The following is a 24,950-nucleotide window of genomic DNA, read 5'->3' on the forward strand; positions in this document are numbered from 1 at the left end:
ATATATTTTTATGCTTTTATAAGCAATGGACGGCTTCGCCAGCCGTTAACTTTAATTAACACAATGATAAATAATAAATATTTCAGGATCGACCTGCTTCGGCGCACTAAAAACCTATCCTGAATGCTAATAGGTTTTCCTCATCACCTAATATTATTGCGGATGCTGCTGCGCTCTGAAGCCACTCGCCAACAGTTCAAACGCCTGCTTTACCAGCGTCTGATTGGTGCCGGGCCTTATCCAGAGGAAAAACTGCGTGTCTGGCAAACGGGGCAAGCCATCGCTCTCACCCAGCACGCGCATTTCGCTGTCCAGCAGTTCAATACTCCGTGCGGTAACGCCTAACCGGGCCTTCACCGCTGCTTTGATGCCTAACAGGTTGGAGGTGGTATAAGCCGGTGTCCAGCGAACCTGCGCGGCATCCAGCGCCTCAATCGCCACCCGGCGAAAAATGCTGGGGTAGTCCGCGAGGATCAGCGGCAGTGGAGAATGAGGGCGATGCTGATACTGCGCTGAACAGATCCACACGGTCGGCGACGTTCTTAGCAGCACGCCTTCCAGTTGAGGATCGAAACGGGTTGAAATCGTCATATCCACTTCGCCACGATGCAGCGCTTCCATCAAAAAGGGGCTGCGGCCAACGTCCAGCTCAATATTGAGTGACGGAGCCCAACGCGCAATCTGGCTGAGCAGCGTCGGCAACAGGGTGTCTGCCACATCATGTGGCGAGCCAATACGCAGTACGCCGGAAAAGCGACTGTCTTTTAACGAGCGAAGCGCATCATCATTAAGTAACAGCAGATCCCGCGCATAGCTCAGCAGATGCTGGCCATGCTGCGTCAGGCGTTTGGTTCTGCCCTCTTTTTCAAACAGCGCCGTGCCGACCAGCGTTTCCAGCCGTTGCATCTGCTGGCTTACTGCCCCCTGCGTTCGCCCTAAACGGATACCGGCTTTGCTGAAGGTGTGCAAATCGGCCACGGCGATAAAAGTACGCAGGAGTTCGATATCAAGATTTTCCGCTACGGACATGGTGTCAATTTGCCTTAATAGATGTCATGACAGGCATTCTAGTCGTCCTGGCTGGCTTAAATTAAATATGATTTTTTAATAACCTGTACCAGTGCGACCGGACAAAGCGCCGGCGTTTTTTTTCTGCACTCACTAATTCAAAATGCTGGCCAAATACTTTTGCGATGACGGCGGGTGACATTTCCATGTCCCGGGGAGAATTATCCATCGCCCAGATCAGATGGGTTCCCCCCGGCTTCAGAAGGCGACTGACTTCAGATGCATATTTTAACTGTCCCGGCAGATCAAGACAGTGAAAACAGCCTACGTCAAAAGAGACGTCGAAGGGTCCAGCGATACCATCAAGGTGAGTGACATCTCCAACATGAAAATCCGGTGAGGGATAATTTTCCCGGACGCGATCCCGGGCTTTCTGAATCGCCACGGCTGAGAAGTCAACGGAAGTCATCCTGACCCCCTGCCTGGCGAAATAGTCAGAAAACAGGCCGATACCGCAGCCAAGTTCCAGCGCATTTTCAGGGGAAGTTTCCTGAATAAGTGTTTTAAGCTCCGCCGGAACACGGACATCCGTCCACATAAGATGCCCGATACCTGAGCGATACGCCTCATCGAAGTCACTGTTTTTATCTGGTGCGCCCATATCTATTCCTTATCTGATGTTGAGAGAAGCGGTATTTTTACTTGTACATAGCATGCTATACATAGTACATAGCATACTATGAAAATCAATCGCAATGCACAATGGGCACCAGAAACCATTGCCACTTTCTGGATAAATCAGGCATCCCGCCTGCTGATGCGCACGTTTGAACAACGTCTGCGTCCGCTTAACTTTGGTATGGCCTATCTTCCTGTGGCAATCGCGCTGGAGGAAAAAGGCGATATGCAACAAAAGCAGCTGGCGGATTATGCCAGCGTTGAACAACCGACAATGGCCGCTTTGCTGGTCAGGATGGAGCGGGATGGCCTGATAGTGCGTAAACCGCACCCGGTGGATAAACGATCAAGTTACATTTCGCTTACCAGGCAGGCGCGGGTGACGCTTCCACAGGTTAAAGAAAGCCTTTTTGATGTAGTTGAACAGGCAACCAACGGGATGAGTGACGAGGAGTGTTCTGCGCTCGTGTCGTCATTACAACGAATGATAAAAAACCTTGAGACCTGAGATGCTCCGCTAACGCATTTCCCGGGCACCTCAGCGAAGTGCCCGGGCATCACCTTACTTTTTATCTTCTGACCAGGTTGCGCTGCTGATATCAACTTTAACCGGCAGCAGGCCGATTTGGGTAAATTTATCGGCCAGCTTCTGCTGTTCCTTAAACACTTCCGGCGTCATCCGCTCGGCGCCAAACGGCATTCTCGCCAGCGCACGTTCCCAGACAGGCTGAGCCAGCCCGGTAGAGAGGGATAAGATTTTCGCGGCTTCCTGCTGATTCTGGTTGGCCCAGCGACTTAAGGCGCCAAGCCGATCGATAACCTGCTTCGCGGTTTCAGGATAGGTATCGGCAAACTTACGGCTGGCCAGATAAAAGGTGTAATGCGGAACCAGACCCTCAGCATTCTTTATCAGGCGCGCCTTAGCGTTAGTCTCGACTTCCGCATAATAAGGGTCCCAGATAACCCACGCATCAACCGCGCCGCGCTGGAAAGCCGCGCGTGCGTCTGCCGGCGGTAAATAAACCGGGGTAATATCTTTATAACTCAGCCCGGCATTTTCCAGCGCGGCCACCAGCAGATAATTAACATCCGAACCTTTATTCAGCGCTACACGCTTACCCTTCAGATCGGCGACGTTTTTGATGGCGGAATCCTGCGGGACGAGGATGGCTTCCGTTTTGGGGTTTGCCGGAGAGTGTGCGAGATAAACCAGATCGGCTTTTGCAGCCTGCGCGATCGTTGGGGGCGCGTCCCCGGTCGCCGCCATATCAATACTGCCGACGTTCAGCCCTTCCAGCATTTGCGGACCAGCGGGAAACTCAACCCAATGCACGGCAATGCCCTGCTTTTTAAAGTCGCTGTCGAGCGTCCCCCGATATTTCAGCAGGGCAAAAATATTGGCTTTTTGAAAACCAATATTGAGTGTTTTTGGTGCCTCTTCCGCCTGCGTGTTGAAAATAAAAGCGGCCTGCGCAGCAACGAATAGCGCGCTTAATAAAAGTTTCTTCATCTCTTTTTCCTGAGTGATGTTGTAATTAGCGCAACATAGCAAACACGGACTTAACGGCTTAGCGACAAAAAATCCTATGCTTAGCTAAAAATGGTCATTGCTGCCAGACGGCATCACGCACTTTTATGGCGCGAGGAAGAAGCCCTAACGCATAGAAACGATCGGCGATCCTCTGCTGCTCGCGGATAATGGCTAAATTCATCCGCTGCGTTTGATGGCTGCGCCTTTCCAGGGCGTGGACCAGTGAGCCAGCGGGGATGCCAAGCTCAACAGACAGCAGCGCCGCGGCTTCGCGCCGGTGACCATCAATATAGCGCCCGGCCTGTTCCAGAGCAGACATCAGGACTTGCACCAGGTCGCCGGAGTGCTGGGTGAATGCCCGGTCGGCAAGATAAAACTGATGGTTATGAACCCGCCCCACGCCATTCGCGATAACCTGAAGCTGCCCGCCCTGTTCGGCATCGCTTAGCAGGGGGTCCCACATCATCCAGGCGTCGACAGCAGCCAGTTCGCCAGGCGTGAGCGGATATTTAGGCGGAGCATAGACAATTCGCACATCATCCAGCGCTAAACCGGCTTCATCGAGGATTTGTAGCAGCAGAAAGTGAACGTTTGAACCTTTATTCACCACAATGCGCTTGCCCTTCAGCGCCGCAATGCTGTCAATTCCGCTATCCTTTGCCACCATCAGCGCCACGCTCTGCGGCGCGGCGGGTTCCCACGCGACGTAAACCATTGAGCTGTTATTTGCCTGAGCAAACAGCGGCGGGACTTCTCCCGTGGTGCCAAAGTCTATTTCGCGGTTGTTCAGCGCATGAAGCAGCTGGGGACCGGCCGGAAACTCGCTCCACAATACGCTGACGCCCTTCCCGGCCAGCTGTTTTTCAAGCGACTGTCGCGCCTTGAGAATCCCCAGATTGCCAAATTTTTGATAACCAATACGTAACTCTCTTTCCCGTATCGCCCGGTCTGGCGGCGGCTGGCTGGCGTGGCTGCCCAGGCTACGACGTGGTTTAATCAGGCCAAGATGACCAAGATGGGTACGCAACGTATTGCGGCTGATGCCCAGCAAAGAGGCCGTCTGTAGCTGATTACCCTGGCTCAGCTCATAGGCATTTTTCACCAGCGAGGACATCACGCGGGGATAGAGCGGACCGTCGCTCTCCTGCAACTGCTGACGCAGGAAACTGTCGAGCTTATCCTCTCCCGCAGACGTGTCATTCGCGGCGAGCGTGCCCAGCCGCAGCTGCTGAGAGGTGACCTGCGACTCTTTGCTCAGCAGCACGGCATTGTGCAGCGTGTTTTCCAGCTCACGAATGTTGCCGGGCCACGGATAATCCACCAATGTGGCGATAGCTTCGTCGCTAAGGCTTAACTGTGGACGTCCCAGGCGGCGGGCATACAGCTGCAAAAAGTGTCGGGCCAGTAGCGGAATATCTTCACTGCGCTGACGCAGCGGCGGCAGGGTCACGCTGGCAACGTTGAGCCGGTAAAAGAGATCTTCGCGAAACCGGCGTTCACGTATCGCCACCGCCAAATCGATATTCGTTGCGGCAATCACCCGGACGTTAACTTTCACCGTTCGGGATGAACCAACCCGCGTAATCTCGCGCTCCTGCAACACCCGCAGCAGCTTAACCTGAAGCGACGGATTTAACTCGCCAATCTCATCAAGTAGCAGCGTGCCGCCCTCAGCGGCTTCAAACCAACCCTGATGGCGATCCATCGCGCCGGTAAAAGCCCCCTTCTCATGGCCAAACAGCTCTGACTCGGCCAGGCTTTCAGTCAGTGCACCGCAGTTAACGGCGACAAAAGGATGTTGACGACGCTGGCTGTGATAATGCAGATAACGCGCCATCACCTCTTTCCCCGTTCCCGTCTCTCCAATAATCAGCACCGTCGCGTCCGTTGGCGCAAGCTGGTCGAGCACAGTTTTAAAAGCCAGCGAGGCAGGGTCAATTAAATCAGGCGTTGAGTTCGGCATGGCGTTGTCCGGAGTCATAACAGGCCATGACAATATCGTCAGCGCCCGACGAAAACGAGCGGAAAAATAAGCCTGACTGCTGCAAATGCAGCAGGGTGTTATCACTGTTGCTGCATTTGCAGCACGCCACCCGACGGGCATGGATTTATTTCTTATTGAATTTTATGGAAAAAATACTTTTACCGTAGCTGGCACGATAGCTGCTTACAGCCATATAACCAAAGCGTCACTCTCTATGTATTAAATTCAGATATCGTTATAAGGGAAGTAACTTATGAGTAATGTTGCGCAGGCAAACCTCAACCTGTTCTGGTTTCTACCGACTCACGGCGATGGTCGCTATTTGGGCACCACCCAGGGAGGCAGAGCCGTTGATTTACCTTACCTGCAACAGGTTGCGCTGGCGGCGGACAACCTCGGCTATTACGGTGTGCTTATCCCCACCGGCAAAAGCTGTGAAGATTCCTGGCTGGTAGCCTCAGCGCTGGCGCCAATTACCAAAAAGCTACGCTATCTGGTCGCCGTGCGGCCTGGCTTACAGCCGCCCAGCCTGGCCGCACGGATGGCCGCCACGCTGGATCGCCTGTCAGAAGGACGTCTGATTATCAACGTGGTTACCGGTGGTGACCCGGTAGAAAACAAAGGCGACGGCATCTTTCTCGACCATGCCGAACGCTATCAGGTCACCAGAGAGTTCCTTGAGGTTTATTCCCGGCTGTTGAAGGGGGAGAAAGTCGACTTCTCAGGCGACCATATCCGCGTTGAAGGCGCCGAAATCCTCTTCCCGCCGGTCCAACAGGACGGACCACCGCTCTATTTTGGCGGCTCCTCTGAAGAGGCCATCGACGTTGCCGCAAATCAGATCGATACTTACCTGACCTGGGGTGAACCGCTTGAGCAGGTGGCCGAAAAGCTGGCGGTGGTGCGTAAACGGGCGCAGGAAAAGGGACGCACCCTCTCCTACGGTATTCGCCTGCATGTCATCGTCCGCGAGACGGAAGAGGAAGCCTGGGCGGCGGCAGATCGCCTGATTGCCCACCTGGATGACGATACTATTGCCGCCGCGCAGAAAATATTTGCACGTATGGACTCGACGGGTCAGGCCCGCATGAGCGCGCTGCACAGCGGCTCACGCGACGGGCTTCGCATCGGGCCGAACCTGTGGGCAGGCGTCGGCCTGGTCCGTGGCGGCGCCGGTACGGCTCTGGTCGGCAGTCCCGAACAGGTTGCGGAGCGCATTCGCGAATACCAGGCGCTGGGCATCGAGAACTTTATTTTCTCCGGCTATCCGCATCTGGAAGAGGCCCACCGCTTTGCAGAACTGGTTATGCCGCTGCTGCCGCTGGCTGCAAATGCAGAGAAAAAGCAGCGCAACGTTAACACTGGCCCTTTCGGTGAGACCATTGGCGGCGACCGCCGTCCGCAAAAATCGGTCAGCGCCAGTTAACCCCCAGGAAGGAGACGCATGTCAAAGCACATTATCATTATTGGCGGCGGATTTACCGGCACGGCGCTGGCGGTTCATCTGGCGCGTCTCGGCTCCGCAGGGTTGCAGGTAACGGTGATTGAGCCGCGACCGCAGCTGGCGCAGGGCGTGGCCTACAGCACCAGCGATCCCGCGCACCGTATCAACGTTCCGGCATCGCGTATGCAGCTTGCCGGTGATGAAGATGGCGCTTTCGATCGCTGGTACCGTGACTCTCCGGGGTTTAAGGCCGATCGCAACGCGCTGTGGAGTGATGGCAATGTCTATCCGCAGCGTGGGCAGTTTGGTCGCTGGGTGAATGAGCAATTTTTGCAGGAAAAGAAGCGCTCGGCGGTGAAACTCCAGCATCTGTGCGATCGCGCGGTATCCCTGCGCGATGGCGTGGTTACTACCGCCTCAGGTGAAAAGTATCAGGCCGATGAGGTGGTACTGGCAATCAGCCACCCTCCTCCTGCGCTTCCCGGCAGCCTGAAAACGTTACAGGGTCACGAACGTTTGATTGCCGATCCCTGGCAGCCTGATGCGCTGTCCAGCGTCAAGACTCACGACCGTGTGGCGATCGTCGGTACAGGATTAACCATGTCCGACGTGGTCGCCTCGCTGCATGGTCAGGGACACCTCGGCAGCATTACTGCGTTTTCGCGCCGTGGACAGCTGCCGCGTACCAATCTTAGCGGGCAGTATGAGAACCGGACGCTGGATTATCGCCAACCGCAGGTTGCCAGCGCGCGAGCCTGGCTACGGCGAATTCGCCAGGAAGTGGCACGCGCGGCAGCTGAAGATCTGCCGTGGCAACTGGTGCTGGATGATATTCGCCGTCAGGGCCAGGCTATCTGGCAGACCCTGTCGCTGAATGAACAGCGTCGCTTCCTGCGCCACCTGCGGCCGTGGTGGGATGTTCATCGTTACCGCATTGCCCCGCAGGTGAGCGCGGAATTAAACCAGTTGCAGGGCAGCGGGCAACTGAGCGTTACTGCCGCGCGCCTGCAAGCCGCAAAGGATGATAACGGCAGCATTCGGCTGACGCTGCAACCGCGAGGCGCAGCCATTGAGGATCTTGTCGTTGACCGGGTGATTGTCACCACCGGCCCGGCACACGGCGCGCTGCTCAACAGTGAGGCGCTGCTGCGTCAGCTCGCTGACGATGGCGTAATCCAGGCCGATCCGCTGGCGCTCGGCATTCACGTTAACGCCCGCTCCCAGACGCTCACCGCGCAGGGCAAGACCAATCTGCATCTGTACGTTGCCGGCCCGGCAGCGCGCGCGCGGTTTGGCGAGTTGATGGGGCTTCCGCAGGTGGCGGAACATGCCGAATCCGTGGCGCGGCAGCTGCTTGGCATCTCGTCACCCTCACACCGGGAACGATGTCCCTTTTCGCTGACTGACTGATTTTCCCCTTATAAAAAAAACTTACTGAAAAGTGGGCGGCCCGCAATAGCCGAACCCGCTGTGGAGCTTGCTATGTCATCGCAACGTGAAATTCGCTTAAATGCCTTCGATATGAACTGTGTCGGTCACCAGTCCCCAGGCTTATGGGCCCACCCGCGTGACCGTTCCTGGCAGTATAAAGATCTCGACTACTGGACCGATTTGGCTCGCCTGCTGGAACGCGGCAAATTCGACGGGCTGTTCATTGCCGACGTGCTCGGCGTTTATGACGTGCTGAACGGCAATAATGAAGCCGCCATTCGTAACGCGACCCAGGTGCCGGTAAACGATCCGCTGGCGCTGATAACTCCTATGGCGCTGGTGACGGAACATCTCGGCTTTGGCTTAACCGCCTCTCTGTCGTTCGAGCACCCCTATCCTTTTGCCCGCCGTATGTCCACGCTCGATCACCTGACTAAAGGGCGTATTGGCTGGAACATCGTCACCTCCTATCTGGAAAGCGGCGCGCGTAACCTGGGGCAATCATCGCAAACCGGTCACGATGCCCGCTACGACTACGCCGATGAATATTTAGAAGTTATCTATAAGCTGCTGGAAGGCAGCTGGGAAGACGGCGCGATCCTGCGCGACCGCGAGCGGCATGTGTTCAGCGACCCCAGCAAAATTCATCCCATCAATCATCAGGGTCATTTCTTCCAGGTCCCCGGCATTCACCTGTGCGAGCCTTCTCCCCAGCGCACGCCGGTGCTCTATCAGGCGGGCGCCTCCAGCCGGGGCAAAGCCTTCGCCGCCGAACACGCAGAGTGCGTCTTTGTGGCCGCCCCGTCGAAAGTGCTGCTGAAGAAAACGGTTGCCGATATTCGTCGTCGTGCAGAAGAAGCGGGCCGCGACCCGCGCAGTATTCTGATCTTTAACCTGCAAACGGTGATTGTCGGTGAAAGCGATAAAGCGGCCCAGGCTAAATGGCAGGAATACACCCGCTATGTCAGCTATGAAGGCGCGCTGGCGCTGATTTCCGGCTGGACCGGCATCGATTTTGGCCAGTATCAGCCGGACCAGGTGCTGAAGCATCTGCATACCAACGCCATTCAGTCGGCGGTAGAAACCTTCTCTACCGCCGATCCTGACCGCCAGTGGACAGTCCAGGGGCTGGCCGACTGGGTTGGCATTGGTGGATTTGGTCCGCTGATGGTGGGCAGCGCGGAAACCGTCGCCGATGAGCTGCAAAGCTGGGTGGAAGAGACCGACGTTGACGGCTTTAACCTGGCGTATGCCGTGACCCACGAAACCTTCAGTGATGTTGTTGAACTGCTTGTTCCCGAACTGCAAAAGCGCGGCGTCTATAAGCAGGATTACCAGCCGGGAACCCTGCGCGAAAAGCTGTTTGCTCAGGGGCCGCGGCTGGCGTTACCGCATCCGGGAGCGGGTTACCGTCGGACACCGGCTAGCGGAAATCCGCTGAAATCGGCGGAGGTTTTATGATTGAAATTGCCGGGTTATGCAAAACCTATCGGGCTCCGCACGGTCATTCCGTCGATATCTTAAAAGATATTACGCTAACCGTGCCCGCAGGCACCATCACCGCGGTAGTTGGGCCGAGCGGCGCGGGAAAATCGACGCTGGCAAAATGCATCAGCCTGTTGGAAAAACCCACTTCCGGCAGCATTCGCGTAAACGGCGAGGATCTGTCACAACTCTCGGGAGAAACGCTGAGGCAGCGCCGCCGCGCCATTGGTACGGTCTTTCAATCCTCCGCCTTGCTACAGCGCAAAACCGCCTGGGAAAACGTTGCGCTGCCTCTGGAATGGCTGGGCGTGGTGCCAGCCGAGATTAAACGCCACGTCGGCGCGCTGCTGGAAAGCGTTGGGCTGAGCGACAAGGCCGATTTTTATCCGATACAGCTCTCGGGCGGCCAGCGTCAGCGGGTTGGGATTGCCCGCGCGCTGGCGCTCAGGCCGTCGGTATTGCTGGCCGATGAAGCCACATCAGGTCTTGATCCGCAGGCGACGACGTCGATTTTAACCCTGCTGAAACAGCTCCGCGACCAGTTTGGCCTGGCGATCATTCTTATCACCCACGAGATGGATGTCGTGCGCAGAACGGCAGATGCCGTGGCGCAAATTGCGGAGGGCAAACTGGTTACCCAGGGGACGCTGCGCGAGCTGCTGTCGGGACAGGCATCGTCACTGGGCGAGCAGCTTTTCCCGCTGCAACCGCTGTCGGCGTCTGGCGATCTGCTGCTGCAACTCACCTACGCAAACCGGCCTGTTGCCACCGACTGGATCAGCCGTCTTAGTCAGCAACACGGACTTCAGGTCGATGTGCTGGCTGCCCATATTGAGCAGGTTGGCGAGGTGCTGGCTGGCCGGATGCGTATCGCCGTGCGTTTCGCCCACCAGCCAGTGGCAACGCAGGCGCTGATCCAACAGCTCCATCAGTTTGGCATTCATGCGGAAATGGTGGATGAGCGCCCGGCGCTACGGGAGGCCGTATGAAGCCGGTCGAGGTGATGAGCCAGGACACGCCCTGGAGCGATATCCCTGCCCTGATGCTGCCAGCCTATGGCGAAACCTGGCTGATGGTCGGCATTGTCATGCTGTTTGTGATCACGCTAGGCGGGCTGCTTGGCATCGTGCTGTTCAATACCTCGTCTCAGGGATTGTTTCCGCAGCCAGCGCTCAATCGTAGCCTGAGCTGGGCGGCTAATATGGGCCGCTCGCTGCCTTTTCTGGTATTAATGGCCGCGATTATCCCCTTCACCTTTTGGCTGACCGGCACCACGATCGGTATTCCTGCGGCGGTGGTGCCGATGATTATTGCCGGAACGCCTTTTTTTGCGCGGCTGGTTGAGAATGCGTTACGTGAACTTCCTGCCGAGGTTACGGCTGTCGGCCTGGTTTCCGGCGGTTCCACCTGGCAAATCATTGCGCGAGCTCAGCTCAGCGAGGCGCTACCGGCTATCGTCGCCGCCATCGTGCTCAATCTGATCTCGATGATCGAATATTCCGCGATCGCCGGCACCATCGGTGCCGGTGGCATCGGCTATCTGGCGGTGGTTTACGGCTATCAGCGTTTCGATAATCACATCATGATCGCCACCATCATTGTTCTTATCGCCACTATTCAGATTATTCAGTTTACGGGTGACCGTTTAATTAAGGCACTTAAACCTACTCAGGGAGCAGCGTCATCATGACATATCAAAATTTTGAACTCAGAAAGCAGAAAAGATGGCCGTGGCTGGCTGTGGCCGGAGTGCTGATCCTGGCGATCGGTTTTGCCTGGTACCATTTTGCCCATCAGCAGCGGGCCGTAACCTTTGGCACCACGCTCAAAGTGCATTTTGAACCGGCGATGGCGGGCGAAGAGCGTCTGATCCAGTATGTCGGCGAGCATATCGCCCCTGATTACGGTATCAAGCTGGAGGCGGTTGGCTTACAGGACCCGGTGCAGGCGGACCGTGCGGTTGCGGAAGGTCAGTACGCCGCCACGGTTTATCAACATCAGTGGTGGCTTAAGCAGGTCGTTGACGCCAATAAATTCCAGCTCACCTCGACGATGCCGTTATTCCAGTGGGCTTTTGGTATTTATTCCGACCGCTACAGCGACATTAAGGATTTACCGCAGGGAGCCGAAATTGTGGTGCCTGACGATGGCGCGAACCAGGCGCAGGCGCTGTGGTTATTACAGCGAATTGGTTTGATTGGTCTCGATCCTGCGGTAGAACCTCGTAGCGCGAAACTCAAAGATATTAAAGACAACCCGCACAATTTTAATTTTAAAGAATTAGATCTGTTAACTATGCCGCGCGCACTTAATTCTGTAGATGCGGCGATCGGCTATGTTTCACAATTCGATGCGGGCAAAGTACCGCGTGATAAAGGCATTCTGTTTCCGCCTGCGCCGCGAACCTTTGCTTCACAGCTGGTTATCGGCAACGCCTGGTTAGAGGATGAAAATATTGTAAAACTGAAGCAGGCCTTCGCCGATCCCCGTTTACAACAGTGGCTGAAGGAAACCGACGATCCGCTGGTAAAAGGCGTATTAGTCCCCGTTTCAGCTGAATAACGTCAGAAAACTATCTCACTTTTACCGGATGCGTCCCTGATGCATCCGGTATTTCCATTTGCGAAAATAAATAATTCAAGTAATTGATTTTATTGCAATAGATAGGTTTTTTTGTTGTTTGTTGTTGCCGGTAATTCTGCTTATAACTGCCCTGTTACCTGCACAATAAAATAACGAGGATACTATGAGCACACTGAATATTGACGACGGCATTGCAGTACCGCCGCCGCATTCAACACCGGTTCGTTCCGTCAGCGACGTGGCGAGATTAATTAACAGTAATACCGAGAAAAATAGCTATGCGCGCTGGATTGTTTTCCTGGCGCTCGGCGGCGTATTTCTTGATGCCTACGATCTCACCACGCTTTCGTACGGCATTGATGACGTGGTGAAGGAGTTTGGCTTAACCCCCACCCTAACCGGCCTCGTTACCTCTTCAATTATGATCGGCACCATCCTGGGTAATTTAATTGGCGGCTGGTTAACCGACAAATATGGCCGCTACTCCGTTTTTATGGCGGATATGCTGTTCTTCGTGGTCTCCGCGATAGCCGCCGGCCTTGCTCCGAACGTCTGGGTGCTGATTGGCGCGCGTTTCCTGATGGGGGTCGGCGTGGGCATTGATTTACCGGTCGCGATGGCTTATCTGGCCGAATTTTCAAAATTCTCCGGCAAGAGTAATAAAGCGGCGCGGCTCGCGGCCTGGTGCCCGATGTGGTATGCCGCCTCTTCGGCCTGTTTCTTTATCATCTTCGCGCTCTACTTCTTACTGCCTGCGGAGCATATCGACTGGTTATGGCGCGCTTCGCTGCTGTTTGGCGCGGTTCCGGCACTGTTGATTATTGCAGTACGCAGTAAGTTTATGAATGAATCGCCGCTGTGGGCTGCCAACCAGGGTGACCTGAGCGGCGCAGTGCGCATTTTACGCGACTCTTACGGCATTGTTGCCCATGAAGAGAAGCCGCTTCAGCCGGAGGCCGCCAGCCACAAACCGCCCAAAGTCAGCTTCCGCGTCCTGTTTCAGAAGCCATACCGTGAGCGCACCATCGTTACCGCGGTGATGAATATCTGTATTTCATTCGAATACACGGCGATTGCCTTCTTCCTGCCCTCTATTCTGGCGCAGTTTTTGGGCGCGGGGGTATTTGAAACAATCTCTGCCTCGCTGGGGCTGAATGCGCTGTTTGCCTTCACCGGCGGACTGCTGGGGATGCGGCTGGCGTGGAAATTCCCGTCGCGCCATGTGGCGATTGCCGGCTTTGCTCTTCAGTTCATCGCGCTGATTTCGCTGGCCCTGATCGGACATCCTGATGCCACGCTCGGTGTGGTGTTCGCGATTCTGATGCTGGGACTGTGGCTGTTTGCCGAAGGTTTTGGCCCCGGCGCGCAAATGATGATCTACCCCGCGCTCTCTTACCCTACCCATATTCGGGCGACCGGCGTGGGTTTCGGCCGTTCTCTGTCGGGTATCGGCAGCGCGCTGGCGCTATTCATCCTGCCCATTTTACAGGCCAGTTACGGCACCAATATGTTCTGGATAGTCTCCCTTGCGGCAATCATCCCGATCATTTTCCTGCTAATCATTCGTTTTGAGCCTACCCGTCAGGACATTGATGACCAGCACGATAACGGAGAACACCATGTCTGAAGTAAACAGTGCAGAATACGCCGAACTGGCGCAGCGTTTCCGCCCGATTTTTGCCCGTATTGCGGCCGGTGCCGTTGAACGGGAGCGCGACCGGACGCTGGCCCGGGAACCCATCCGCTGGCTGAAAGAGGCCCGATTCGGCACCCTGCGGATCCCGGTGCGGCATGGCGGTTTTGGCGCTTCCCTGCCGCAGTTATTTCAGTTGCTGACCGAGCTGGCCGAGGCAGACTCAAATCTGCCGCAGGCGCTGCGGGCCCACTTTGCGTTTGTCGAAGACCGGCTCAATCAGCCGGACAGCGAAGATCGCCGCCAGTGGTTTAGCCGCTTTATTGAGGGTGAGCTGGTGGGCAGCGGCTGGAGTGAAACGGGCAGCATTAAGCTGGGAGAGGTCATCACCACCGTCTCGCCAGCAGAGCACGGATGGTGGCTGAACGGGGAGAAATTCTACAGCACCGGCACGCTCTATGCTGACTGGATCGATGTCTATGCAAAACGCACGGATAACAACCGCGATGTGATTGCCCTGGTCAGCACCCGGCAAGAGGCAGTCGAACGCGACGACGACTGGGATGGATTCGGCCAGCGACTGACCGGCAGCGGCACCACGCGCTTCAGGCAGGCTCAGGTAGCCCAGCCGCATGTTTACGACTTCAGCGAGCGTTTCCGTTACCAGACCGCCTTTTATCAGCATGTGTTGCTGGCAACGCTGGCCGGTATCGGACGCGCGGTTAACCGTGATGCGGCTCAGGGCGTAGCGTTGCGCAAGCGGATATACAGCCACGGTAACGCCCGGCTGGTTAAACAGGATGTGCAGGTGCTACAGGTTGTTGGCCAGATCAGTAGCTGGGCCTGGGCCGTTGACGCCACGGTGCAGCGCGCGACGCATTCGCTGCAACAGGCTTTTGACGCGGCGCAAGACGGCGCAGATGAAGCCCGGATTCACGCCGCTAACGTGCTGGCAGAAGTTGAGTCAGCTCGCGCGCAGGCGATTGCCGTCGAGCTGGTGACGCGCGCGGCCAGTGAACTGTTTAACGCGCTGGGGGCTTCTGATACCCGCGTCAGTAAATCACTCGATCGGCACTGGCGCAACGCGCGTACGGTGGCGTCGCACAATCCGGTGATTTATAAATTACGCAATGTGGGCGACTGGGAAGTCAACGGCAATGACCCTACTTTCATCTGGCAAATAGGCAATGGCGAATAGCGGTTTAGCCGCCGCGGGCGGTGTCAATTCGCGCCAAAATGTAACAGGCTGAAAATACCTTCATTGTTAATTAACCGAGTTGTGGCTAAACATTTTTATAACATCTAATTAGCAATTAAAGTCAAACGGTTCCACGGTAAAAGCGCTTAATTAGGCCTGTCGACGCTCAACACCTTACGTGCGCAATCGCCGATATTTGTTAACGGTTACTTTACTTAACGACCCGTTATCGGGTCGTTACCCTTTTGCAAATAACCGGCTTTAATGTTCAACACCGGAGAGCAGGATCATGAAAGAATTAGTGAATGATGTTTTATCTATATTTTCACGCCAGACCGTTAAGCCCGTGATTATTCGTGCGGGCTTATCTCATCATGAGATAGCCTCCCTCAAACCTAACGGGCTGGCATCAGTCAGTTGGGTCACGTCGATGGAAGAGCTGAACGATGCCTTCGTGCAGAAAGCGCTGGAGGCGGGTGCCGCTGCCTATCATATTACCGAGGTGGAGTCCCATAAGCCGGGTAACGATGAACAGCATGTGCTGGCCGCCAACGCGACCCTTTACTACATCAATGGGCTCCGTATGGATACGGGAAACAGTGCGCCCTAGCGTTCCGGCCGGTGATTGCGGAACCCATCCAGTCACGTTACTTCGTTAACCCACCGCGGTATCATTACGGCGGTGGGAAACTTCTGCCTCTGCGGCACGGGCAAGACATTCCACCCATTGCTGGTGATAGCGGTAAAGTCCGCCGGGATGCTGACGACCGAGCATTTCAAGGAACCAGGGCCCCTGCTGCGTCTCTTCCGTTAACACATGGCACCCTTCGCTGGTCGGGGTAATAACCCAACCGTGATAGGCACTCGACCCTGTTTCGTCACCGTCAACCGTGGTTGCCCACGCCAGCCGCCGGAACGGTTCACATTCCGTGACCACCAGGCTCATCGGGAAACCCACCGTAATCTTAACAACCCTCTGCGAGCTGTGACAGCCCGTGGTTAACGCATCAGGAGATTTGTCATGTTTGATCATTTCCCCGCTGAAAAGGCCCATCGCATTCTCGAATCCGGGCCCATCGTACTGGTGTCTACACGCGGTGTGGACGGCCAGGCCAACCTGATGACCATGGGATTCCATATGATGATGCAGCATGAGCCTGCCCTGGTCGGCGTCATTATCGGCCCCTGGGATCACAGCCATCGAGCTCTGGTGGAAACCGGCGAATGTGTGCTGGCGGTCCCTACCGTTGAGCTGGCTGAAACCGTCGTCGATATTGGCAACTGTTCAGGCGACACAATGGATAAGTTCCAGCATTTTGGTCTGACCGCCGTAGCGGCGGAAACGGTGGGCGCGCCGCTGGTGCGCGAATGCTGGGCCAATCTGGAATGCCGCATTTCCGACAGCGAGTGGTCAAGCCGCTATAACCTGTTTGTTCTCGAAGTCCAGCGTATCTGGATCGACAACGAGAAAGAGGAAAAGCGGCTGATACATCATCAGGGCGACGGGCGCTTCAGCGTGGATGGCGAGCAGATCGATCTGCACCAGCGGATGGTGAAATGGCGCTATCTTATGTGATCTGACCCCAGGCTCAGGCTCCTCTTCTGGGCAGCACCAGCGGAAAGAAGTCTGCTCTTGCCGGAGACAAACCGAGCCTCACTAGCCTGTGAGCCGATTAGTTGCTATATTCGGCTCATGTAGTGAGCCGAATAACCTTCTTATTCGGCTCATCCTGCGAGCCAAAAGTTACGTTAATCGGCTCATTCTCCTCAGAGGGCGTCGGCAAAGATGACATCACGATGGATATGGCAGCACCCGGAGTGGCCGCGTTTCCACTGGCAAGACGCTGAGCTACTGCCGCGCCTGCGTGAAATTCAGCAGCAGCGCGGGCTGCTGCTCGGCCGCGCGGGACTGCAACCGGATGATGAATCGCAGCAGACGCTGGATACGCTACTGGCGAATATCCTTTCCTCCTCGGCTATTGAAGAGGAAAAGGTGAACGCCCTGTCGGTACGCTCCTCGCTGGCCCGCCGGTTAGGCGTAACCGAAGCGCAGCCCTGGCCGGTTTCCGACCGCTCTGAAGGCCTTGCCGCCATGATGCTGGACGCCATCGATAACCGGGAGCAGCCGCTGACCACTGAACGACTTTGTCAGTGGCACCGGTGGCTGTTCCCTCAGGATGAAAAGTCCGTGCATACGCTGGGCGTTGGCGTCCTGCGCGGCAGCGACACCATGCAGGTAGTGTCAGGCCGCATCGACAGACCGGTGGTCCATTTCGAGGCGCCTCCGCGCGACGGACTGGAGCAGCAGCTGCAACAGTTTATCGACTGGTTTGCCAGCAGTCAGCATGACGTGCTGCTCGACCCTTTGCTACGCGCGGCGATCGGCCATTTGTGGTTCGTCACGCTGCATCCCTTCGATGATGGCAACGGACGCATTACCCGTGCGCTGACCGACCTGGCACTGTCGCAGGCGGATAGCCAGAGCATCCGACTTTATGCCATGTCCCCCGCTATTCTGACCAGGCGCGCCAGCTATTACCGCATTCTTGAGCAGACGCAAAAAGGCGATCTGGATATCACTGACTGGCTGAGCTGGTTTCTCGATACGCTGAATAAAAGCCTCAGTGAAGCCATCGCCAGCGTTGGCCGCACTCAGGTAAAAGCGCGGTTCTGGTTGCGCAATCGAAACACCACGCTGAGTAAAGAGCAGAGCAAGGTCTTAAATCGCCTGCTGGACGGCGGCGAACAGGGATTTGAAGCGGGTATCAGCGCCAGCCAGTACCAGAAGGTGGCAAAAGTGAGTAAAGCGACGGCAACACGCCATCTGAGCGATCTGCTGGAAAAAGGCTGTATTGAAAAGCTGGAAGGCGGTGGCCGCAGCACGCGTTATCAGATCGCTGCTGAGTTTGCCCTCCGCTAAAAAAACCTGCCGCAAAGCACCTGTGCCGACGCGAAAACCCACACTGATGACATGTGTATTGCAACGACATGATTCATATAGAAAAATAGTAAACAAATCTTAACAAAATTAATCATTGAGGTCGGACAGGAAAAGCCCTATATTGGGCGCGATTTTACACTGAGTTGCTACTTTTTTAACCACTTATTCATCCAGGACGTACGGACGCCCCGGTTGTAGGAGAGATATGATGACGGATAAAGTCCGTATTGAAACTTTAGGTGCGAATTCTTTAAATGCAAACAATGAGACCTATTTGGCGAGACAAGCTGAATTTGAATCAAATGTCAGGAGTTATCCTCGCAAACTGCCGTTAGCTATCGCTAAAGCGCAGGGCGTGTGGATTACCGACGTTGAGAATAATCAATATCTTGACTGCCTGGCCGGTGCTGGAACGCTGGCCCTGGGACACAATCATCCTGACGTCCTGCAAAGCATACAAAGTGTCATTACCAGCGGCTTGCCGTTACATACACTGGATCTGACCACTCCATTAAAAGATCGGTTCTCGGAATACCTGCTCTCTTTACTGCCAGGCCAGGGCAAAGAGTACTGCCTGCAGTTCACCGGTCCTTCAGGTGCGGATGCCGTAGAAGCCGCGCTGAAGCTGGCGAAAAAATACACCGGCCGTTCCGGCGTGATCAGCTTCTCCGGCGGCTACCACGGCATGACCCACGGCGCGCTGGCGGTGACCGGCAACCTGGGCCCGAAAGAAGCGGTCAACGGCATGATGCCGGAAGTGCAGTTTATGCCTTACCCACACCAGTACCGCTGCCCGCTGGGCATTGGTGGTGACGCTGGCGTAAAAGCGCTGACCTGGTACTTCGAAAACCTGATCAACGACGTTGAAAGCGGCGTGCGCAAGCCTGCGGCCGTGATCCTTGAAGCCCTTCAGGGCGAAGGCGGCGCGAACCCGGCTCCGGCCGAGTGGCTGCAATGCATTCGTAAGGTCACCCGCGAGCACGGCATCCTGCTGATCCTCGATGAGGTTCAGGCTGGATTCTGCCGGACCGGCAAGCAGTTTGCCTTCGAGCACGCTGGCATCGAGCCGGACATCATCGTAATGTCGAAAGCCGTTGGCGGCGGCCTGCCGCTGGCCGTGTTGGGAATTAAGAAAGAATTTGACGTCTGGTCACCGGGTCACCACACCGGCACGTTCCGCGGTAACCAGCTGGCTATGGCCACCGGCCTGACGACCATCAAATACCTTAAAGAACACAACATCGCTGAAAAAGTGGCTGCCCAGGGAGAATGGCTGAAAGGCAAACTGGCCGAGCTGCAGAAACGCTATCCGGTGATTGGCAACGTTCGTGGCCTGGGTCTGATGATCGGCATGGAGATCGTCAAACCCAACGAAGCGCCGGATCATATGGGCAGCTATCCTGCTGACGACGAGCTGTCTGCGCTGCTACAGAAAAAATGTTTCGAATCCGGGCTGATCCTTGAGCGCGGGGGCCGTAACGGCTGCGTGCTGCGCCTGTTGCCTTCCCTGCTGATCACCAATGAGGAACTCTGTGTGTTCCTGGATAAATTTGAAAACGCGCTGTTATTAGCAGGCGTCAAACCGGTTTGAGTGGAGTGAAGTTGATGTCCGGGTTAAACCCTATTCTCGCGGCCTCCGCGCAAAGCACCGAAGCCTACAAACAGGCGATCGAGCAGAGCAGCAAGGCCGTTGTGCAGTGGCTACAGCAGCCTGAGATGTATCAGGGCAAGTCCGTTGCCGAACTGCGCGAGCGCATTACGCTGGATTTTAACCCTCAGGGCCTGGGCAACCAGGCCGCCATTGAGCGTGCGGTTGAGTTCTTCCTGAAAGACAGCCTGTCGGTACACCATCCGCAGTGCGTTGCTCACCTGCACTGCCCAAGCCTGGTGGTCAGCCAGGCCGCTGAGGTGCTGATCAACGCCACTAACCAGAGCATGGACTCCTGGGATCAAAGCCCGTCAGCAACCATCATCGAGATGAAGCTGATTGAATGGCTGCGTAGCCAGGTTGGCTATCAGGCTGGCGATGCGGGCGTATTCACCAGCGGCGGAACGCAGAGCAACCTGATGGGACTGATGCTGGCGCGCGATGCCTTCTTTGCCCGTCAGGGACACTCGATTCAGCAGGATGGCCTGGTCGGCAACCTGAAGAAGATTAAAGTCTTCTGCTCTGAACATGCTCACTTCTCGGTGCAGAAGAATATGGCGCTGCTCGGCCTTGGCTATCAGTCGGTGACGCTGGTGAAAACCGATGCCTTCGCGCGAATGGATGTGAACGATCTGCGCGAGAAACTGGCGCAGGCGAAAGCCAACGGCGAGCAGATTCTGGCTATCGTCGCCACGGCGGGAACCACCGACGCGGGCGCTATCGATCCGCTGCGGGCTATTGCCGGGCTGGCAGCTGAACAGCAGATCTGGGTGCATGTTGATGCGGCCTGGGGCGGCGCGCTGCTGCTGTCTGAGCGGTACCGTGACTATCTGGACGGCATTGAGCTGGTGGATTCGGTTACCCTGGACTTCCACAAGCAGTTCTTCCAGACCATCAGCTGCGGCGCCTTCCTGCTGAAAGAGGCCCGTCACTATGAGTTGATGCGCTACCAGGCGGCCTACCTGAACTCAGAGTTCGACGAGGCTCAGGGCGTGCCGAATCTGGTCTCTAAATCGCTACAAACCACCCGCCGTTTCGATGCGCTGAAACTTTGGATGGGGCTCGAAGCGTTAGGACAGAAACAGTATGCGCAGATCATCGATCATGGCGTCACGCTGGCGCAGCAGGTTGCTCACTACGTCAGCGAACAGCCTTCGCTGGAACTGGTCATGCAGCCTCAGCTGGCCAGCGTGCTGTTCCGCTATCGCCCGACCGCTTCGACGATCGCGGACGATGCGGCTCTGGCGCTGCTTAACCAGCGGATCGGCGATGCGCTGCTTGACTCAGGCCGCGCCAACGTTGGCGTAACCGAATCAGGCGGCGTAACCTGTCTGAAAATGACCCTGCTGAACCCAACGGTGACGCTGGAAGACATTAAAACCCTGCTGGCGCTGGTTGAAAGCACCGGTCAGGCGCTGCTGGCTGCATAATCAGCCTGTCGGCAAGCCATAAAAAAGCCGCTCACAGCGCTGTGAGCGGCTTTTTTTTATGCCAGACGCTGGCGCTTAGTTGATCGGGTGGGAATAATCCATCCCCTTCAGATCTGCGATCAGCCCCGGCCCCGAAGGCTTCCAACCCAGCTGCTGCTGGGTCCACGTACCGGAAGCGCTAAGATCCAGGCTGGCAAACATGGCGAACCAGCCAAAATGCTCAGCAGCCTGCTCTGGCTTCAGAGACACCACCGGCAGGCCAAGCCCTGCACCAACCACTTCCGCTATCTCACGCGACGAAATGCCCTGCTCTGCCACGGCGTGATACCGGCCGCCTTTCTGGCCTTTTTCCAGCACCAGCAGATAGAGCTTAGCCACATCCAGAACGTGACCGGCAGGCCAGCAGTTAGCACCATCGCCGACATAGGCCGCCACGCCCTTCTCGCGGGTAATGCCGATATACGGCGTAATTAATCCTTGTTTAACCGTATCGTGCACCTGAGGAAGACGAATCACCCGCACGTCAACGCCTGCCTCCAGCAACACATTCCCGGTCTTCTCTGAGAGAATACGCGGATTGGGATGCCGATCGTTGAACACATCCTCCCTGGCCGGCTGCCCATTTCCTACTTCTCCCATGCCGGTGCCCGAAGTAATAAGCAGCGGACGATCGGAGCCTTTGAGCACGTCGCCCAGGGCTTCAATAACGCGGCGATCTTTTTCACAGTTGGCGGCAAAGTTGGCGAAGTTATGGTCAAAAGCGGTATGAATCACCGCATCCGCCCTTGCCGCTCCGGCGCGCAGACTGTCAGGATCCTCCAGTGAACCGCGATACGCTTCCACCCCTGCGGCCGCAAGCGCCTCAGCCCCGGCGTCGGATCTTGTCAGACCAAGAACCTGATGTCCCGCCGCAAGCAGTTCAGTAACAATTCGCGACCCGATGAATCCCGTCGCGCCAGTCAGAAATACAAGCATCAGTTACCTCCCTTGTTGAGTGAAGGATAGTGTTACCCTGAAGGCGCAAAGGGAAAAGTAGTGACTTTATCGTAGTATAGGGACTAACAGGATCGGGATGGCAAACCAACCGGAGCCACTAACCACAAGAGCCAGAATATGAATTTATCCGCTAGTGATGTTGCAGACCTGAATACCCTCGCCTACTGGCTGGCCGAGGATGATTTTAATACTGAGCAAGCCAGCGAAGCCGATTTGATGATCCTTGCGGGTCATGCGGTGCTGCCAAATATTGCCGGTGCGTTCGCCCTGCTGGCGCAGACGTCGCTTCCCCTGCTGATCAGCGGCGGCACAGGCCACTCGACTGAACTGCTGCGTAATGCGCTGACGGCAAGCCAGCAGTATGGAACGCTTCGCTTTGCGGGCGCCAGTGAAGCGGAACTGCTGGCAGAGCTGGCAACAAGCGCATTTAATCTCAGCAGCGATCGGCTTCTGCTGGAAAATAAATCGCGTAACTGTGGCGAAAATGCGGCGTTCAGCCTGCAAATGCTATTAACGCTGGGCGAGCGGCCGCAGCGCATCATCCTGGTCCAGGACCCGCTGATGCAGCGCAGAACCGTAGAAACTTACCGCTACACCTGGGCCAGCCACGGCGTCTCAGCCACGTTTATCAGCTGGCCGGTATTTATCCCCTACCTGGAGAAAACGGACGGCGGGCTGCGCATTGCTGGCGCAGAAACGGCTGAGGGGCTGTGGTCAGTGGATCGCTTTGTCGCCATGACGCTGGGCGAAATTCGCAGGCTGCGCGATGATGCCGAAGGTTATGGTCCGGCGGGACAGGGGTTTATTGGGCACGTTGACCTTCCTGACGCGGTTCACCAGGCATGGTTACGCCTGGTGAACCGGCCGGAGCTGGCTAAACTGGTGCGCTGAACGTCTTTCCCGCCGTTCAGCCAATCTGCGCTTTCCTTCCAGCCAGCGGGGCTACGATCGTTTGCAGCAGGCTCATCGCGGTCAGGACGCCAAGAGGCAGCGTCCAGCCCGCGCTGTGCTCATGCAGCACGCCGAAAAAGAGCGGTCCCAGCGCAGCCAGAGCATAGCCAACGCACTGCGCCATGCCGGAAAGTTGGGAAGCCTGACGATGATCGGCGGCCCGCAGGTTGAATAGCGTCAGGCAGGTCACCATTGAGGCTCCCGCCCCGCAACCGGCGATAATCAGCCACAGCGCGGCAAAATGCGGCGCCAGCCATAATCCTGCCAGCCCGATAAAAATCGCCAGCGAACAGACAAACCCCAGCAGGCGCTGATCGGGCAGCCTCTTCAGCGCCGCCATACAGGCAAAGTTCGAAGCCACCGCCACGATTTGATAAACGAACAGCAGCCATCCAGCGGCCTGCTGGCTAAATCCGTTAGCCTGGGCATAGGGCGTGAACCAGGTAATCAGGGTATAGAAAGCCATCGACTGGAGCGCCATAAAAAGCGACACCTGCCAGCCCAGCAGCGATCCCCAGGGATTTTTCAGCCTGGCGGCAGAAGCTTTCTGGGACGCGTGCTGCGGTTGGGCATGATTTTTCAGCGGCGGTAGCCAGGCTAGCAGCGCAATTCCGGCAGGCAGCAGCCAGACGCCCAGCGACAGCGTCCAGCCAGCCTGGGTCATTTCCGCCAGCGGAACCGCCACGCCAGAGGCCAGTCCGGCGGAGATCGCCATGGTGGTGGCGTACAGGCCAATATATTTGGCCGTGTGCTCACGAAAATCACGCTTAATCAGCGGAGGGAGCAGCACATTGGCCGCCGCGATACCTGAGCTCAGCACCCAGGTTCCCAGCCAAAGCCCGGTCTCGCCATCGCTGATACGCAGCACGGACCCCAACGTGATTAGCCACAGCGCACACCACAGCGTTCTCTCCAGCCCGAAGCGGTTGCCCAGCGCGGCAGAAACCGGTGCCAGGACGGCAAACATCAGCAGCGGAATAAAGTTCAGCAGGCCCGCCTGCGAGGGATTCAGGCCAAATGTCTGGCAGATATTGTCCAGAATCGGGCCAGTGGCGGCAATTGGGGTACGTAAGTTCGCCGCAGTAATCAGCAGCACAAACAAAAAATAGCCGGAGCTGGAAACAGCAGAGGAACGGATTGAGGAGTCAGTCTGAGCCATATTACCTTCGCACGAAAAGCAGGAAAGCGCCTGCTGATAGTGCGTTGATTGACGTTAACGCTTACGCAAAAGGAGCATAGTCCTGATGTCTGGGGGAATAATACACAGCGCTATTTACTATTCCAAACATTTTTTGAGAGGAACCCTAACGCCAGCCTGCTGTATTCCGGCGCGCAGTAGCGTTAAAATGGGGTCTCAAAGCCAACACAGGATAGCGAGGTATAATGTCTTATCGTTTCACCCTGGCCGCTTTAACGGCCGTCGTAACGCTCACCGGTTGCGCTAAACATCAAACAGCCAGCGATCAGCCTGATAATTATTTTAAAGGCCCTTCACAGATTAACGTGTCGCATGTAATGACCCGTGCCGACGATGGCTCCGATATCTTCCTGACCATTGACGGCAACGATGCCGGACCGCTGATCGCCGGTCAGAACACCGAGGTTCGCGTGCCCGCCGGTAAGCACAAGGTAGGTGGCTATGCGGCTACCATGCTGGGCCTGGGCCGGGTAACGATCCCCGCGCTGGAAGTCACCACGGCAGCGGGCGAATCGACGCAGATTGCCTATTCGGTTACTAAAGACAAACCGGTCTTTGCCAAAGAGGGCGTCACCAAGCTTCCAGCCCCGGCGCCCGCCGCTGAACCAGCAAAACCAGAGGCCACGCCCGATCAAAACGCGGCGGTAACGACGCAGCCAGCGGCAACCTCAACGGATACCAGCCAGAGCGCGGCCTCCACGACTACGTCAGCAGCGACAACGTCAACGGACGCCAGCCAGAACGCAGCCTCCACGACTACGCCTGCAGCGGCAACCTCAACAGACGCCAGCCAGAACGCAGCCTCCACGAC

At 56.4% G+C, this 24,950-nt stretch carries 23 protein-coding genes; 16 read left to right on the forward strand and 7 right to left on the reverse strand.

Features of this window, described 5'->3' with window-relative positions; translation table 11 throughout:
* Window positions 1-153: 153 nt before the first annotated feature.
* Window positions 154-1,029, reverse strand: coding sequence for a LysR substrate-binding domain-containing protein (locus NG99_RS00130; protein WP_034887138.1), 876 nt, complete (start codon window positions 1,027-1,029; stop codon window positions 154-156).
* A gap of 61 nt (window positions 1,030-1,090) precedes the next feature.
* Window positions 1,091-1,669, reverse strand: a complete 579-nt coding sequence (locus tag NG99_RS00135; protein ID WP_034887140.1) for a class I SAM-dependent methyltransferase — start codon at window positions 1,667-1,669, stop codon at window positions 1,091-1,093.
* A 78-nt stretch (window positions 1,670-1,747) separates the two neighbouring features.
* Here NG99_RS00135 and NG99_RS00140 point away from each other — a divergent pair, with 78 nt between their 5' ends.
* Window positions 1,748-2,194: a MarR family winged helix-turn-helix transcriptional regulator gene (locus NG99_RS00140; RefSeq protein WP_034887141.1), complete on the forward strand. Its 447-nt coding sequence runs from the start codon at window positions 1,748-1,750 to the stop codon at window positions 2,192-2,194.
* A 54-nt stretch (window positions 2,195-2,248) separates the two neighbouring features.
* Here the strand turns inward: NG99_RS00140 and NG99_RS00145 are convergent, their stop codons facing one another.
* Together NG99_RS00145 and NG99_RS00150 are read right to left on the reverse strand one after the other, a co-directional pair.
* Entirely contained in the window at window positions 2,249-3,196 is a 948-nt protein-coding gene (locus tag NG99_RS00145) for a sulfonate ABC transporter substrate-binding protein (protein ID WP_034887143.1), read from the reverse strand.
* A gap of 94 nt (window positions 3,197-3,290) precedes the next feature.
* Window positions 3,291-5,180, reverse strand: coding sequence for a sigma-54-dependent Fis family transcriptional regulator (locus NG99_RS00150; protein ID WP_034887145.1), 1,890 nt, complete (start codon window positions 5,178-5,180; stop codon window positions 3,291-3,293).
* A 274-nt stretch (window positions 5,181-5,454) separates the two neighbouring features.
* Between NG99_RS00150 and ssuD the strand changes: the two genes are divergently transcribed.
* The 9 genes from ssuD (at window position 5,455) to NG99_RS00195 (ending at window position 15,585) form a co-directional block, all read left to right on the forward strand.
* The gene (gene ssuD / locus NG99_RS00155) at window positions 5,455-6,627 is read left to right on the forward strand and encodes an FMNH2-dependent alkanesulfonate monooxygenase (RefSeq protein ID WP_034887146.1); all 1,173 of its coding nucleotides are present in this window, start codon (window positions 5,455-5,457) and stop codon (window positions 6,625-6,627) included.
* An 18-nt stretch (window positions 6,628-6,645) separates the two neighbouring features.
* Complete coding sequence (locus NG99_RS00160; protein WP_034887148.1) at window positions 6,646-8,055, forward strand: FAD/NAD(P)-binding protein; 1,410 nt, start codon at window positions 6,646-6,648, stop codon at window positions 8,053-8,055.
* A 72-nt stretch (window positions 8,056-8,127) separates the two neighbouring features.
* Window positions 8,128-9,537 (forward strand): LLM class flavin-dependent oxidoreductase, encoded by a 1,410-nt coding sequence (locus tag NG99_RS00165; protein WP_034887149.1) that lies wholly within the window; start codon window positions 8,128-8,130, stop codon window positions 9,535-9,537.
* Window positions 9,534-10,550, forward strand: a complete 1,017-nt coding sequence (locus NG99_RS00170; protein ID WP_034887151.1) for a methionine ABC transporter ATP-binding protein — start codon at window positions 9,534-9,536, stop codon at window positions 10,548-10,550. The genes NG99_RS00165 and NG99_RS00170 overlap by 4 nt, the downstream gene beginning before the upstream one ends.
* On the forward strand, window positions 10,547-11,251 hold the full coding sequence (locus NG99_RS00175; RefSeq protein ID WP_034887153.1) for a methionine ABC transporter permease: 705 nt from the start codon (window positions 10,547-10,549) through the stop codon (window positions 11,249-11,251). Before NG99_RS00170 ends, NG99_RS00175 begins: the two co-directional genes overlap by 4 nt.
* Window positions 11,248-12,123, forward strand: a complete 876-nt coding sequence (locus NG99_RS00180) for a MetQ/NlpA family ABC transporter substrate-binding protein (protein ID WP_034887155.1) — start codon at window positions 11,248-11,250, stop codon at window positions 12,121-12,123. The genes NG99_RS00175 and NG99_RS00180 overlap by 4 nt, the downstream gene beginning before the upstream one ends.
* A gap of 184 nt (window positions 12,124-12,307) precedes the next feature.
* Window positions 12,308-13,771 carry an MFS transporter gene (locus tag NG99_RS00185; protein ID WP_034887156.1) on the forward strand — a complete coding sequence of 488 codons (1,464 nt, stop codon included), beginning with the start codon at window positions 12,308-12,310 and terminating at the stop codon, window positions 13,769-13,771.
* Entirely contained in the window at window positions 13,764-14,975 is a 1,212-nt protein-coding gene (locus NG99_RS00190) for an acyl-CoA dehydrogenase family protein (RefSeq protein ID WP_034887159.1), read from the forward strand. The genes NG99_RS00185 and NG99_RS00190 overlap by 8 nt, the downstream gene beginning before the upstream one ends.
* A 289-nt stretch (window positions 14,976-15,264) precedes the next feature.
* The gene (locus tag NG99_RS00195; RefSeq protein ID WP_034887161.1) at window positions 15,265-15,585 is read left to right on the forward strand and encodes a YdgH/BhsA/McbA family protein; all 321 of its coding nucleotides are present in this window, start codon (window positions 15,265-15,267) and stop codon (window positions 15,583-15,585) included.
* 45 nt (window positions 15,586-15,630) lie between these two features.
* Here NG99_RS00195 and NG99_RS00200 read toward each other — a convergent pair whose 3' ends face one another.
* Window positions 15,631-16,008, reverse strand: coding sequence for an SRPBCC family protein (locus tag NG99_RS00200; RefSeq protein ID WP_232298134.1), 378 nt, complete (start codon window positions 16,006-16,008; stop codon window positions 15,631-15,633).
* On the opposite strand from NG99_RS00200, the gene NG99_RS00205 reads away from it, so the two are divergent.
* The 4 genes from NG99_RS00205 to NG99_RS00220 all read left to right on the forward strand — a co-directional run bounded on the left by NG99_RS00205 (window position 15,997) and on the right by NG99_RS00220 (window position 20,994).
* On the forward strand, window positions 15,997-16,551 hold the full coding sequence (locus NG99_RS00205; RefSeq protein WP_034887163.1) for a flavin reductase family protein: 555 nt from the start codon (window positions 15,997-15,999) through the stop codon (window positions 16,549-16,551). The two genes, NG99_RS00200 and NG99_RS00205, sit on opposite strands and share 12 nt — an antisense overlap.
* A gap of 210 nt (window positions 16,552-16,761) precedes the next feature.
* Window positions 16,762-17,895, forward strand: a complete 1,134-nt coding sequence (locus NG99_RS00210) for a Fic family protein (protein ID WP_034887165.1) — start codon at window positions 16,762-16,764, stop codon at window positions 17,893-17,895.
* A gap of 229 nt (window positions 17,896-18,124) precedes the next feature.
* On the forward strand, window positions 18,125-19,507 hold the full coding sequence (locus NG99_RS00215; protein ID WP_034887192.1) for a diaminobutyrate--2-oxoglutarate transaminase: 1,383 nt from the start codon (window positions 18,125-18,127) through the stop codon (window positions 19,505-19,507).
* 14 nt (window positions 19,508-19,521) lie between these two features.
* A complete protein-coding gene (locus NG99_RS00220; protein ID WP_034887167.1) occupies window positions 19,522-20,994 on the forward strand; it encodes a pyridoxal phosphate-dependent decarboxylase family protein in 1,473 nt (490 codons plus the stop codon).
* Window positions 20,995-21,069: 75 nt separating this feature from the next.
* On the opposite strand, the gene NG99_RS00225 is transcribed toward NG99_RS00220, so the two are convergent.
* Window positions 21,070-21,969, reverse strand: coding sequence for an SDR family oxidoreductase (locus NG99_RS00225; protein ID WP_034887169.1), 900 nt, complete (start codon window positions 21,967-21,969; stop codon window positions 21,070-21,072).
* Window positions 21,970-22,107: 138 nt separating this feature from the next.
* On the opposite strand from NG99_RS00225, the gene NG99_RS00230 reads away from it, so the two are divergent.
* Window positions 22,108-22,881 carry a YdcF family protein gene (locus NG99_RS00230; RefSeq protein WP_034887171.1) on the forward strand — a complete coding sequence of 258 codons (774 nt, stop codon included), beginning with the start codon at window positions 22,108-22,110 and terminating at the stop codon, window positions 22,879-22,881.
* 16 nt (window positions 22,882-22,897) lie between these two features.
* Here the strand turns inward: NG99_RS00230 and NG99_RS00235 are convergent, their stop codons facing one another.
* On the reverse strand, window positions 22,898-24,100 hold the full coding sequence (locus tag NG99_RS00235) for a CynX/NimT family MFS transporter (protein ID WP_034887173.1): 1,203 nt from the start codon (window positions 24,098-24,100) through the stop codon (window positions 22,898-22,900).
* A 224-nt stretch (window positions 24,101-24,324) separates the two neighbouring features.
* Between NG99_RS00235 and NG99_RS29800 the strand changes: the two genes are divergently transcribed.
* Window positions 24,325-24,950: hypothetical protein (locus NG99_RS29800; protein WP_072017501.1), on the forward strand; the 626-nt coding region annotated here is incomplete at its 3' end.

Source organism: Erwinia typographi (genome assembly GCF_000773975.1).
GTDB classification, from domain to species: Bacteria; Pseudomonadota; Gammaproteobacteria; order Enterobacterales; family Enterobacteriaceae; genus Erwinia; species Erwinia typographi.